Origin of the sequence: Micromonospora sp. DT81.3 (genome assembly GCF_049847225.1) — a bacterium.
Lineage (GTDB): Bacteria > Actinomycetota > Actinomycetes > Actinomycetales > Microbacteriaceae > Microbacterium.
Genome location: NZ_JBNCNY010000001.1, coordinates 698,608 through 710,941, shown reverse-complemented (window position 1 = coordinate 710,941; position 12,334 = coordinate 698,608). Strand labels below are relative to the sequence as shown.

13 protein-coding genes are annotated in these 12,334 nt (G+C 69.6%); 7 read left to right on the top strand and 6 right to left on the bottom strand.

Annotation, left to right across the window (positions count from 1 at the left end):
* Positions 1 to 34: 34 nt before the first annotated feature.
* From ACPW96_RS03450 to ACPW96_RS03430, 5 genes are all read left to right on the top strand, one after another.
* A complete protein-coding gene (locus tag ACPW96_RS03450; RefSeq protein ID WP_425882019.1) occupies positions 35 to 907 on the top strand; it encodes a fumarylacetoacetate hydrolase family protein in 873 nt (290 codons plus the stop codon).
* Entirely contained in the window at positions 907 to 1,944 is a 1,038-nt protein-coding gene (locus ACPW96_RS03445) for a zinc-dependent alcohol dehydrogenase (RefSeq protein ID WP_425882018.1), read from the top strand. The genes ACPW96_RS03450 and ACPW96_RS03445 overlap by 1 nt, the downstream gene beginning before the upstream one ends.
* The gene (locus ACPW96_RS03440; RefSeq protein ID WP_425882017.1) at positions 1,941 to 2,738 is read left to right on the top strand and encodes an IclR family transcriptional regulator; all 798 of its coding nucleotides are present in this window, start codon (positions 1,941 to 1,943) and stop codon (positions 2,736 to 2,738) included. The genes ACPW96_RS03445 and ACPW96_RS03440 overlap by 4 nt, the downstream gene beginning before the upstream one ends.
* An 83-nt stretch (positions 2,739 to 2,821) precedes the next feature.
* Positions 2,822 to 3,307, top strand: a complete 486-nt coding sequence (locus ACPW96_RS03435) for a DUF2975 domain-containing protein (protein WP_425882016.1) — start codon at positions 2,822 to 2,824, stop codon at positions 3,305 to 3,307.
* Entirely contained in the window at positions 3,307 to 3,534 is a 228-nt protein-coding gene (locus ACPW96_RS03430; RefSeq protein WP_425819120.1) for a helix-turn-helix domain-containing protein, read from the top strand. Before ACPW96_RS03435 ends, ACPW96_RS03430 begins: the two co-directional genes overlap by 1 nt.
* Here ACPW96_RS03430 and ACPW96_RS03425 read toward each other — a convergent pair.
* Positions 3,531 to 4,334 carry an SDR family oxidoreductase gene (locus ACPW96_RS03425; RefSeq protein WP_425882015.1) on the bottom strand — a complete coding sequence of 268 codons (804 nt, stop codon included), beginning with the start codon at positions 4,332 to 4,334 and terminating at the stop codon, positions 3,531 to 3,533. The two genes, ACPW96_RS03430 and ACPW96_RS03425, sit on opposite strands and share 4 nt — an antisense overlap.
* A gap of 107 nt (positions 4,335 to 4,441) precedes the next feature.
* Between ACPW96_RS03425 and ACPW96_RS03420 the strand changes: the two genes are divergently transcribed.
* Positions 4,442 to 4,816 (top strand): nuclear transport factor 2 family protein, encoded by a 375-nt coding sequence (locus ACPW96_RS03420; protein WP_425819124.1) that lies wholly within the window; start codon positions 4,442 to 4,444, stop codon positions 4,814 to 4,816.
* Between the two features lie 7 nt (positions 4,817 to 4,823).
* On the opposite strand, the gene ACPW96_RS03415 is transcribed toward ACPW96_RS03420, so the two are convergent.
* Positions 4,824 to 5,294, bottom strand: coding sequence for a GNAT family N-acetyltransferase (locus tag ACPW96_RS03415; protein WP_425882014.1), 471 nt, complete (start codon positions 5,292 to 5,294; stop codon positions 4,824 to 4,826).
* Positions 5,295 to 5,364: 70 nt separating this feature from the next.
* A complete protein-coding gene (locus tag ACPW96_RS03410) occupies positions 5,365 to 7,473 on the bottom strand; it encodes a DUF262 domain-containing protein (RefSeq protein WP_425882013.1) in 2,109 nt (702 codons plus the stop codon).
* Positions 7,474 to 7,699: 226 nt separating this feature from the next.
* On the opposite strand from ACPW96_RS03410, the gene ACPW96_RS03405 reads away from it, so the two are divergent.
* Entirely contained in the window at positions 7,700 to 8,473 is a 774-nt protein-coding gene (locus tag ACPW96_RS03405) for a hypothetical protein (RefSeq protein WP_425819130.1), read from the top strand.
* Between the two features lie 613 nt (positions 8,474 to 9,086).
* Here the strand turns inward: ACPW96_RS03405 and ACPW96_RS03400 are convergent.
* The 3 genes from ACPW96_RS03400 to ACPW96_RS03390 are packed head-to-tail and all read right to left on the bottom strand — an operon-like array spanning position 9,087 to position 12,253.
* Positions 9,087 to 10,298 carry an ROK family protein gene (locus tag ACPW96_RS03400; protein WP_425882012.1) on the bottom strand — a complete coding sequence of 404 codons (1,212 nt, stop codon included), beginning with the start codon at positions 10,296 to 10,298 and terminating at the stop codon, positions 9,087 to 9,089.
* Positions 10,299 to 11,234 carry a carbohydrate ABC transporter permease gene (locus ACPW96_RS03395; RefSeq protein WP_425819134.1) on the bottom strand — a complete coding sequence of 312 codons (936 nt, stop codon included), beginning with the start codon at positions 11,232 to 11,234 and terminating at the stop codon, positions 10,299 to 10,301.
* Positions 11,231 to 12,253, bottom strand: coding sequence for a carbohydrate ABC transporter permease (locus tag ACPW96_RS03390; protein ID WP_425882011.1), 1,023 nt, complete (start codon positions 12,251 to 12,253; stop codon positions 11,231 to 11,233). Before ACPW96_RS03390 ends, ACPW96_RS03395 begins: the two co-directional genes overlap by 4 nt.
* Positions 12,254 to 12,334: the final 81 nt, after the last annotated feature.

The following is a 12,334-nucleotide window of genomic DNA, read 5'->3' as shown; positions in this document are numbered from 1 at the left end:
TGGCACACGCCGACGAAAGAGGAGAGACCCGCCCATGAGACTTGTCCGAGTGGGAGATGCCGGCTCCGAGATCCCCGGGGTGCTCCTCGACGACGACACGGTCGTCGACCTGTCCGACGTGGTGCGGGACTTCGACGAGGCGTTCTTCGCCTCGGGGGCGCTGGCCACGCTCCCGTCGGCCGTCGCCGATCGCGCGGCGAGCGGCCGCACGGAGCCGCTTGCGGGGCGCCGCCTCGGTGCGCCGATCGCCCGCCCCCATCAGATCCTCTGCATCGGACTGAACTACAGCGACCACGCCGCCGAGACGGGTCAGGAGGTTCCGTCGGAGCCCATCCTCTTCACGAAGGCGCCGAACACTCTGATCGGCCCGGACGATGACGTGCTGATCCCTCGTCGGTCGCGCAAGACGGACTGGGAGGTGGAGCTCGGCATCGTGATCGGGTCGCGGGCCTCCTACCTGGCGGACGAAGCGGAGGCAGCCGCCGCCATCGCGGGCTACGTGCTGGTGAACGACGTCAGCGAGCGGGAGTGGCAGATCGAGCGCAACGGCCAGTGGTCGAAGGGCAAGTCGGCGCCGACGTTCAACCCGGCGGGGCCGTATCTCGTGACGCCCGACGAGGTGGGCGACGTTCTCGCTCTCGATATGTGGCTCGACATCGACGGAGTGCGCCGCCAGACCGGCTCGACCGCGACGATGATCTTCAGCCCGACGTTCATCGTGCACTACCTCAGCCAGTTCCTGACCCTCGAACCAGGCGACCTGATCAACACCGGCACGCCGCCCGGTGTGGGCATGGGGCAGTCGCCGCAGGTCTTCCTGAAGGGTGGCGAGACCATGACGCTCGGCATCACACGGCTCGGAACGCAGACCCAGCGGGTCGTCGCGGACACGACCGCCTCGGACTGATGCGCGCGCTCGTCGTCACCGGGCCCCACGCGGCCGAGGTGCAGCAGGTCGCCGATCCGGTGGCCGGCGAGGGCGAGTTGCTCGTACAGGTCGAGCGCGTCGGCATCTGCGGCACCGACGTCGAGCTGTACACGGGCGAGATGGCGTACATCCCGCAGGGCTTCACGCATTTCCCCGTCCGCCTGGGACACGAGTGGACCGGCACGGTGATCGGCACCGGATCGGCCGCCGACGAGAGCTGGCTCGGTCGACGGGTCACCGGCGACACGATGCTGGGCTGCGGCCACTGCGAGTACTGCAGCGCCGGCGTCCACCACGTCTGCCCCGACCGCTTCGAGGTCGGCATCCGCGACGGCTGGCCCGGCGCGCTCGCCGAAAAGGTGCTGGTGCCGACACGCTTCGCGCACGCGGTTCCGGAGCATGTGAGCGTTGCGGCCGCCGCACTGGTCGAGCCCGGTGGCAACTCGCTGCGGGCGGTGCAGGCCGCCGCGCTCCGGCGGGGCGACTCCGTGCTGGTGCTGGGCTCGGGCACGATCGGCCTGCTGGCGGCGCAGTTCGCCCTCGCCGCCGGTGCCGACGTGCACGTCGCAGGGGTCCGGGAGGACTCTCTCGCCCTGGCCGCGACTCTCGGCGTGCCGCACACCTCGCGCCTCGATGAGCTCGATTCTTCGCCCGACAGCAGGTTCGACGCCGTCATCGATGCCACGAGCCTCCCCACCAGCCCGGCGCTCGCCGTCCGGCTGACCAAGCCCGCGGGTCGAACGGTCTTCATCGGGCTGTCGGAGACGCCCAGCGTGCTCGACACGCGGGAACTGGTGCTCAAGGACGTCTCCGCGATCGGCATCCTCTCGGCCTCGCCGGGACTGGCGGGGGCGATCGAGAGCTTCGCCGACGGATCCGTCGTTCCCGACCCGATCGTGAGCGAGGTGATCGCGCTCGAAGACGTGCCGTCGCGCTTGGAGGGGCACCGCGGCGCGGGCGCGAAGGCCGGACCCAAGGTGCATGTCGACCCCCGGCTCCGTCCGCACTCCCCATGAACGGGAACGAGAACCTCAGCGAGCCCGGCGAGGAGCGACTGGTCGGGGCGGACCGCGTGATCGCCGTGCTGACCGAGCTCGCCGAGCACCCCACCGGCGTCACCCTCGATGAGCTCGCGGGCATCCTGCGCAGCACCAAGCCGACCGTGCACCGCGCCCTTGCGACCCTCCGCCGTGCGGGTCTGGCCGACCTCGTGGGGCGGGGTGTCTACGTGCTGGGCGACGAGTATCTGCGCCTGGCGTTCCGCAACCTCGACGGCCGCCCCGAGCACGCCCGCATCCAGCCGCTGCTGCAGGATCTCGCCGACCGGTTCAGCGAGACGGCGCACTACGCCGTGCTCGCCGGAGGGGACATCGTGTACCGGGCCAAGATGGACCCGCCACGGGGGGCCGTGCGCCTCACCTCGGTGGTCGGCGGCCGCAATCCCGCGTACTCCACAGCCGTCGGCAAGGCGCTGCTGAGCGGCAGGCTGCGCTCCCTCGCCGAGGTGGCGGAGTGGTTCGGAGAGCTGCCCCTCGAGCGGAAGACCGCTACGACCCTCGTCACGGCGGACGAGCTGCACAGGGAGCTCGAGCTCACCCGCGCTCGGGGCTTCGCCGTCGATGATCAGGAGAACGAGGTCGGGGTGAACTGTGTCGCGCTCCCTGTATTCCTGCAGGGCTCGACCATGCCCTCCGGTGCCATCAGCGTGAGCGCCGTCTCGTTCCGCTGTCCGCTCGAGCGGCTGGTGGCCGCGGTGCCGGTCATCCGCGAGACGATCGAAGGCCATCTCGGCGCCGGCGCCGTGCGCTGACTGGACACCCGAAGTGATCGACGGACTTGTAGAACCTAGCGAATATCGATATCTTTCTATCGAAACACTACCTAGGAGTCTCGATGGGAAAACTGACGATCCTCGCGCTGCGCGTCGTCATCGCGCTGGCACTGGCGGGCTCGCTGCTCGTGCAGGTCGTGATGATGCCGGTCATCTGGGCCGATCTCGAAGGTGCGGAGCAGTGGATGCGCATCGCGTTCATCGTCCTGCTGGTGCTGTTCATCGTGACCCTGCAGGTCAGCGCGGTCTGCATCTGGCAACTGCTGACGATGGTGCGGCGCGGCTCGGTGTTCTCATCCGCCGCCTTCCGCTACGTCGATGTGATCATCGGCGCCGTGGCAACGGCATCCGTTGTCATCTTCTTGATCGCGGTGCTGCTCGCCCCCGGTGACGCGGCGCCCGGCCTCGTCGGCTTGATCTGCGGCGCGTCGCTCGTGACCGCCGGCATCGCGCTTCTCGTGCTCGTGATGCGGATGCTGCTCGCACAGGCGGTCGCGCGGGAGACCGAGGCGCGGCAGCTGCGCACCGAGCTCGACGGGGTGATCTGATGCCCATCGTCGTCGACATCGACGTGATGCTGGCGCGGCGCAAGATGGCCGTCGGGACACTCGCGGAACGGGTCGGACTCAGCCCGGCGAACATCGCGGTGCTGAAGAACGGGCGCGCGAAGGCCGTGCGGTTCACGACCCTCGAGGCGCTGTGCGCGGTGCTGGAGTGTCAGCCGGGCGACCTGCTGCGCTGGGAGCCCGATGGAGCGGGCGAGTCGCACAGCTAGCGCGCGCGGCGCCACTCGTTCTGCGTGAGGTGCGAGCCGCCGTGCGGGCCCATCAGCAGGATGCCGCCGTCCACCACGTATGACGCTCCTGTGACGTACGACGCCGACGGTGACGCGAGGAAGGCGATCACCGCGGCCACCTCCCGGGCGTCGCCGGGTCTGCCGAGCGGGATCCCGGGGCGGTCGATCTTCGTCGTGTCCACGTCCTCGGCTCCCGTCATCGGCGTCGCGATCTCGCCCGGCGCGACGGTGTTCGCCGTGATGCCGTGGTGGCCCAGCTCGAGCGCCAGGGTCTTCATCAGGCCGCCGAGGCCGTGCTTGGCTGCGTCGTAGGCCGCGAAGCCGACGCGCGGCTGGTACTCGTTGATGCTCGTGACGGCGATGAGCCGGCCGCCATTACGGCCCTGCACGAGGTGCCGGGCGGCCTGCTGCAGGCACACGAACGCCCCGTCGAGGTCGATCGCGATGGTGCGTCGCCACTGCTCCCGTTCGAGATCGACGAAGCGTTGGCTCTCGACGGTGCCCGCATTGTTGACGAAGACATCCAGGCCGCCGAGTCGCGCGATCAGGTCGTCGATCACCGTCCCGCACGACTCGGGATCGCTCGCGTCGAGCCGGGCGAGCACCGCTTCGCCTCCGTGCGAGCGCACCTCGGCGGCGGTTTCGTGGGCGCCCTTCTCGTCGGCGTACCACGTGAAGCCCACGTCGCAGCCGTCGGCGGCCAGAGCCACGGCGGTCGCCCGCCCGATGCCCGAATCGGCCCCCGTCACGATCGCGCGCCTGCGGTGTTGTGTCGTCACGGAGAAAGCGTGGTGCGGCTTCCCGGATGCCGGGAGGCGGTTGACACCGCGGGATGCCGATGGCAAGGCCGTTGACCGGTGTCGGTGGCCGGAGGTAGACGTGGATCATGAACGAATCCGTGCAGAACTGGCTCGACCGCTACCTCGTCGCCTGGGGCTCGAACGACCCCGACGACATCCGTGCGCTCTTCACCGAGGACGCCACCTACGCCGGCGGGCCCTTCGATCCCGAGCCCTGGATCGGCCGCGAGGCGATCGTGGAGGGCTGGCTCGCCCACCGCGACGAGCCCGGCTCGTGGACCTTCGAGGGCGTTCCGCTCGTCTACGCCGACGGGGTCGGCATCGTGCAGGGCCGCACCGACTACGCCGACGGTGACGTGTACGCCAACCTCTGGGTCATCGGCCTGGCCGACGACGGGCGCGCGCATTCCTTCGTCGAGTGGGCGATCGAGCCGGGACCGGTCTGGAAAGACCAGGAGTAGGCACCGCTCAGGCGGTCCCGTCGGCCGTGCTCGCCGGCATCCGTCGCATGGGAACGTGCGGGATGTCGTCTTCGACGTACTCGTCACCGCTGGCTGCGAAGCCGAAGCGGGCGTACCACGCCGACAGGTGAAGCTGGGCGTCGAGGTCGATCGGCAGCTCCGGGTGCGCTTGGATGCAGTGGGCCACGGCGCGATGCATCAGCTCGACCCCGACCCCGCGACCGCGCGCGCTCTCCGACGTGGCGACGCGGCCGATGCGCGAGGCGCTCGCGTCGGTCAGGATGCGCAGCGTGCCGATCACGTCGCCGTCGGACTCGGCCCACATCAGGAGGGCACCGGGCTCGATGTCCCGGCCGTCCAGCTCTTCGTAGGCCGCTCGCTGCTCGACGACGAACACCCGCACGCGCAGCCACAGGATGCGGTAGAGCGTGACGGCATCGATGTCGGCGAGCCGGGCCAGCCGGTAGTTCACGGTCACCGCTCCACGGTACAGGCGGCGACGGCGGCCGCTCGTGGTCTGGGCGCGCGCTGGAGGGGCATCCGCTGTCCTACATCGCGGCGGCGATGTAGGAGTACTTGACGAAGACCTCGGGCGCGAGCCCTGCCTCATCGAGCAGTCCCTGCACCGCAGTGAGCATGTACTTCGAATCCCAGCCCATGTAGATGAAGTGGGCGTCATCGATGGCATCCCATTGGCCGTTCCAGGCCTGGGCTTCATAGATCGGACCCCCGCGGCGCCCGCTGTAGGCGACGACCGTCTCGTGGGCGTCGGCCCAGAGGCGCTTGAAGATGCGGTTGAAGAGCGCCTTGACGTCGTGCACCTCCCAGTGCTCGCCGCGGTACTCGACGTACTCGAACTCGCGATCCCAGCCGCGCGGCCATCCTCGGCGGCGCTGCGCGTCGAGGATGGGAGTCAGTCCGTCGTCGTCGATCCCGACCGCGGCCGGGCGGGCCCAGATCTTCAGGAAGGCCTGAGTCAGCCGTACGGTGCGCTCGGCGATCGCCGAGGTGCTCCACGCCGGAATCTCGGCGAGCTCCTTGGTGGGGCCCACCGCGCTGCGCACGTAGACCGCGCGCTTCTCGGGGTGCGAGGCGTCGAAGGCACGTTCCGCCAGCGGCTGCTCGAGCAGGGCGACGTTGCCAAGGGTCTGCGCGAGGGCCCGGAAGGCGTTCTGCTCGTCGTCGGTGAAGTCCGTCCACCGGCGCTCGCCGTCCGGGCTCCAGTCGTCGGCCGGTGCGAGCGGGAAGACGTACTCGAGCTCGAGCGCGCCGAGTGCCTCGACATCGGCGAGGCGACCCAGCACGTAGGCGGCGTGGGGAAGATCGCCGTACTTGAGGGCCACGCGCACGCGCTCGTCCGACGGCGTGATGCGCGCGATGGCGCGAGCCAGGCTCTCGGGGCCCTCTTCGCGGGCCCGGCACATGCGGGCCACCAGCCGGTCGTTGCTGAGGCCCACCACCGTGCGCCGCAGCAGCAGCGCCTGCACGTGCTCGAGGGTGCCGATCAGGGTGGCCCTGTCTTCGGCGCCGCGAGCGTGGTCGCGGTAGGCCCGCATCACGAGCGGATACATCCCGCGGCCGAAGGTGTTGACATAGGCCAGCTGACGCCCGATCTCCGCGTCATCCGCCGTCGACGGCTCGAGCAGCGTGCGGTAGACCGCGGAATACTCGCGCCACTCGGCGGCGTGCGCGCGCAGCGTCTCGAAGTCCAGCCGCGGGAACTGCTGGCGGAACGCTCCATAAACGCCGTGCTCGCCCGCGACGGCCACCTCGCGTCCGGTCGACATCACGAGGTAGTGACGCCAGAAGCCGCCGATCTGCTCGCCGGTGTTCTGCTCGATGGGCAGCCAGTACGAGTCCTCGATCTCGCTCTGCTCGGCGTGCGAGAGTCCCATCAGCACGTAGTTGTGGATCAGCTCGTGATCGCGCAGGGGCTCCCCGGTCGAGTTCAGGCTCTCGAAGATCTGCTGGGCGTTCGCCCCCGCGCCGAGCGTGATGGCGACGTGCTCCAGCTTCTGCAGCCCGCGCCAGATGCGGGGGGCCTCATCGGCGAGCACCTGGCTGCGGAAGAAGGCGTAATTGTCGTCGAAGCGCGAGTCGCGCAGCTCGTCGCCCGCGTCCCGGCGGTCGAGCACGACGCTCTCGAAGACCTGTGCCCACGCGCGGTGCGGCCGGAGCTTGGTGCGGGTTCCGGGGTTGTTCGTGTCGGTGCCGTTCGTGTCGCTGCCGTTCGTGTCGCTGCCGTCGCCGGTGCCGTTCGTGTCGGCGCCGTTCGGGTCGTTGCCGTCGCCGTTGCCGTCGGTGTGCACGAGCACCTTCTCGAGGTGCGCTGCCAGCTCGGCGTCGTGATCCTTCACGGTGTGGTGCAGCGCCGCGATCAGCAGCATGAGCGTCGTGATGCGCTGCTGGCCGTCGATGAGCACGAGCTCCGGAGCGGCCCCGGCGCTGCTCGTGGTGGACAGCACCGATCCGATGAAGTGCATGTGCCGGTCATCCGAGTCGGCGACCGCACGGATGTCGGCGAGCAGCTGCTCGCATCCGCCGATGTCCCAGCGGTACTGGCGCTGGTAGACGGGCACGACGATCGTGGTCTCCGCAGCCGACAGCCAGGCGATCGTGTTGACCGCGGTCGCGTCGATGTTCGTGGCACTCGCCATAGTCTCGCTTCGCCCCTCGGAACGCTGTGTGTCGTGACGCGCGAGCATCCCACAGACGACGCCGCACTCGGCCGAAGACCGCCGGAGGCTCCGATTTTACCGTGCGGCCCGCTGCGGCCCGCGCAGCGACGCCGTTCCCTGGGCGCGCAGCAGGCCCGAGGTAGGCTTACCTAAGTTGGGCCTGTTAAAACGTGCTGGCCCCCCTACGAAAGGCATGATTCGCATCATGGGTTACATCAAGTCTGCAGCGCTCGAGGAGACCGGCTTCGTCGTCCTCGACCGCTACAACCAGGAGCTCGACCCCAAGGAATGGCTCGATATCGAGTACAACGACTGGAAGTCCTCGGGCGACACCCGCTTCGCTCCGCTGGCCAGCTTCGCCGGCGAGATCGAGTGCAACGGCTTTTGGAACCACAAGCCGCCCCGCACCGACAAGGGCGGCGTCTGGATCGACTCGCAGGTCGAGAAGGCCCCGAACCTCACGCGCCGCGCCCAGGAGCCCGGCTCCGACGTGGGTCGCTGCCGGGTCATCGAGCTGCAGCCGAACACCTACGCGGACTGCCTCTACAACCTGCACCAGGACGACAACAACCGCCTGAACCCCGACGGCACCGGCTGGGTGGTCCGCGGATTCTTCAACCTCACGGACGACAAGGACAGCTTCTTCGTCCTGCGTGAGAACCGCACCGACCCGAGCATCGAGTACCGCATCGCCCTGCCGGCCGGCGCGCAGCTCATCATCGACACGCAGCGCCTCTGGCACGCGGCCGCGCACTACGGCACGGAGCCCCGGTACTGCCTCATCACGTCGTGGACGTCCGGGCCTGAGCTCGACGCCTACATCGAGAAGTACCACGGCAACCCGCGCACCGAGCAGTTCGAGGTGTCGCAGGAGGTGCTGGATGCCGGACAGGCCGAGCAGGCCCGCCGCGACGCCGCACGCGCCGCGTACTACGCCGCAAAAGGACAGTCGGAGAAGCTCGCGATGAGCGAGGCCTGAGCCTCAGCTCCCTGCAGAAGGCCCCGGTCGATCGACCGGGGCCTTCTGGTTTCCCCGCCGGGCGCTGGGGACCGACGTCGGGAGGCACAGCGGCGGGGAGGATTCCCGGGGTTCTGCGTGCACAACGGCGGGGATTCTCCGCGACACGCCGCGCCGCGGCATCCGTCCCCGGCGTGTCGTCGACGATGTCCGCCGTTGTGCTCGTGAGTTGCGTGCGTCCGGGTTTCGGCGAGGTGTGGGCCGGCCCACACCGATCGCCGGCCGATCGCCCAGAACCAGTCACGAGTCCGCAGTTCGGCGTGCACAACGGCGGGGATTCTCCCCGACACGCCGTGCGGTGGCATCCCCTCCCGGCGTGTCGCCCCCGATCTCCGCCGTTGTGCTCGTTGATCCCGGGAGGGGTGTGAGTGGAGCTGTTGTGACCCGTGTCGGCCTGCCCGGCCGATCCGGCGGAGCCGGACTCACGAATCCGGGGTTCTGCGTGCACAACGGCGGGGATTCTCCGTGACACCCCGTGCGGCGGCATCCGCTCCCGGCGTGTCGCCCGCGATCTCCGCCGTTGTGCTCGTCAGTCGGGGAGCGCCGCCGCGGGCTGCGCTGACGCGCGAACGCGCTACGCGATCGCGCCCGCGTTCTCCGGCCGGCCCGCCTGCAGACGTGCATCCACGGCGCGCGCCGAGAACGTCTGGTCGATCACCATGTGCGTCGCGCCGTGGATGGCCGCGTCGGTGCCGAGGGCGCTCGTCGCGATGAACAGCTCGCGGGTCGCGAGCGGCACGGTGCGCTCGAACACCCGGTCGCGCACCGCATCCACGAGCACGGACGACTGGCCCGCCATGATGCCGCCGATCACCAGGACGGAAGGGTTCAGCAGCGCCACCGACGTCGCCAGCACATCGCCGAGCATGCGGCCCGCCCGCTCGGTGAGCGCGACCGCGCGCGGATCGCCGCCGGCGACGAGACGGCTCACTTCGGCGGCGGATGCCACGTCCCGGCCCTCTTCGCGGAGGGTGCGGGCGATCGATCCGCCGCTGGCTTCGGTGGCGAGGCAGCCGTACGCGCCGCACGTGCAGCGGTGGGCATCCGGACTGTCGTTGACGCGGATGTGCCCGATGTCGCCGGCCCCGCCTGCGATGCCGCGCTCCGGCTGGCCGTGCAGGATGATGCCGGCGCCGATGCCCGTGCCCACCTTGACGAAGAGCAGGCTCGGCGCATCGGGGTACCGCTGGCGGGCTTCGCCGAGCCCCATCAGGTTCGCGTCGTTGTCGACGAAGACGGGGATGCCCAGGTGTGCCCCTAGCGCATCGGCGATCGGAAAGTCGTGCCATGCCGGCATGAGCGGCGGGTAGTTGGGGCGCTGGGAGGAGAACCGCACCGGCGCGGGGATGCCGACGCCCACGCCGACGACCTCCGCGAGCGGCCGCCCGGACCGCTGGATGAGCTCCGTCAGCTTCCGGGCGAGACCACGGAACGTCACCTCGGGCGGGAGCGAGATGTCGATCTCGGCTTGCGCCTTCATGATGACCTGGCTGCCGGCATCCAGCAGCGCGAGATTGGCGTGCGTCGCCCCGATGTCGACGGACAGCACGAGCTGCCGGGCCTCGTCGAAGGAGAGGATGCGGGCGGGGCGCCCCGTCGACGCGGCCGCCTGCCCGGACTCGCGGACGAATCCCGCGGCGATGAGCTGCGACATCCGCAGCGCAAGAGTGGAGCGGGACAGGCCCGTCTGCTCCTGCACGTCCCGGCGGGTCGTGGCCCTGCCCGACCGCACGAGCTCCAGGATCTCGCCGGCGCTCGCGCTTGCGGAGGTCGGTGACACGCTCACTCAGCCCTTCTCGGCTCCGGCCGTCAGCCCGCCCGTCAGCAGGCGCTCCGTCAGGAAGAACAGGATGATGATCGGGACGGTGAGCACGACGGACCCCGCCATAAGAACAGTAGTCGGCACTTCGATGCTCCCGGACAGCTGCGCGAGCCCCAGCGAGACGGTCCAGAGGGGGCGCCTGTCCACGAGGAACAGCAGGGCGAACAGGAACTCGTTCCACGCGATCATGAAGACGAAGAGTCCCGTCGCCATGACAGAGGGCGTCGCCAGCCGCAGGGTGATGCGGCGGAGGACGCCGACCCGGGACAGCCCGTCCATCAGTCCTGCCTCTTCGATGGACACCGGAACGGTCTCGAAGTAGTTGCGCAGCATGTAGATGGCGACCGGCACCGTCTGCGCCGTGTAGACGAGGATCAGTCCGACGAGCGATCCGCGCAGCCCCAGACGCGTGAAGATCACGAACAGCGGGATGGCGATGACGATCGCCGGGAAGAGGTACGTCGCCAGGAACAGGGCGCTCACCTGGCGGCGGCCGAAGAACGGCAGCCGCGCGATGGCGTACGAGCCGGGGATCGCGATGAGCAGGGCGAGGATGACCGAGGAGATGGCGACGATCGCGCTGTTGCCGAGGAAGGTCAGGAACCCCTGGCCCCCCTCCGAGACGGGAGCCAGGACCGTGCGGTACGTGTCGAGCGTGAGCTCGCTGAGCGACGGCGGGAAGAACGTCCCCGGGTTGCGCAGCAGGCTCTCGATCGGGCGGATCGACAGGATCGCCATGTACGCGAAGGGCACCAGCACGGCGATCAGGAACAGGGCGATCGTGACCCAGCGCAGGACGGCGAGGAACGTGCGCTGACGGCCGGAGCCCGGTGGCCGCCGGCGCTTGGGCGCGCGGGCGGCGACTTCCTCCGCCATGACGACGGTGGCTGTGGCGGTCATACTTTCTCTCCCCTACGGCGCATGAGCAGCAGATAGAACGCGAGCATCAGGATGAGCAGCACGGCCATGACCATGGACATCGCGGATGCCGCGCCGACGTTGCGCTGAACCGTGAGCAGTTCGAAGATGCGCACGCTCGCCACCTCCGTGCCGGCGGCACCGCCGGTCAGGAGGAAGATGTCGTCGAACTCGTTGAAGGTCCAGATCGTGCGCAGCACGGCGAGCACGCCGATCACCGGAACGAGCTGCGGCCAGATGATGTAGCGGAACGTCTGGAAAGGGCCGGCGCCGTCGACCAGGGCGGCCTCCTCCGGCTCGCTGGAGAGGGCCTCCAGCCTCGCCATGATGAACAGGAACGCGAACGGGAAGTACCGCCAGCCCTCGAAGACGATGACCGTCAGCAGGGCCGTCGGCACCGGGATCTCGAGGCCGAAGACGTCCCATGTGCCCGAGGCCTGGGTGAGGAACGGGATGGGCCGCTCCCACCCGAGCACGTTCTGCCCGAACTGGTTGACGATGCCGAACTCGGGGTTCAGCATGATCCGCCAGACGAACGTGACGGCGACCACCGGCGCGACGTACGGCAGGAGGAACGCGGCCCGCACCAGTGTGCGGCCACGGAACGGCCGCCGAACGACGAGCGCCGCGATGAGGCCGAAGAAGATGACGAGCACGACCGATCCCGCGGTGTACACGATCGTCGTCCACAGACTCTCCCAGAGGGCACCGTTCGCGAAGACGACCCGGAAGTTGTCGAGCGTGAAGTTGCCGAACGGGTTGGCCGTGCCGATCTGGATCAGCTTCACGTTCTGGAACGCGAGCAGCACCGACCAGATCAGCGGGACGAGCACGACCGCGACCACGATGACCAGCGTCGGGGTCATCAGCCAGACGCCGGTGCGGGCGTCGCGCTGGGTGAGGGTCCGCCGTCTGGCGGTTCGGGCGGCGGGCTTGCGGCCCGCCGGATCGGGCGATGTCGTGGCGGTCGAGGCCGGCTCGAGGTTCCTTGGCGTTGCCATGTTGTTCTCCCGCGGTGCGCCCGGCGAGAGCGCCGGGCGCCCCCCCCCCCCGCGACCCCCCCCGGGGTGCCGAGCTGGGGG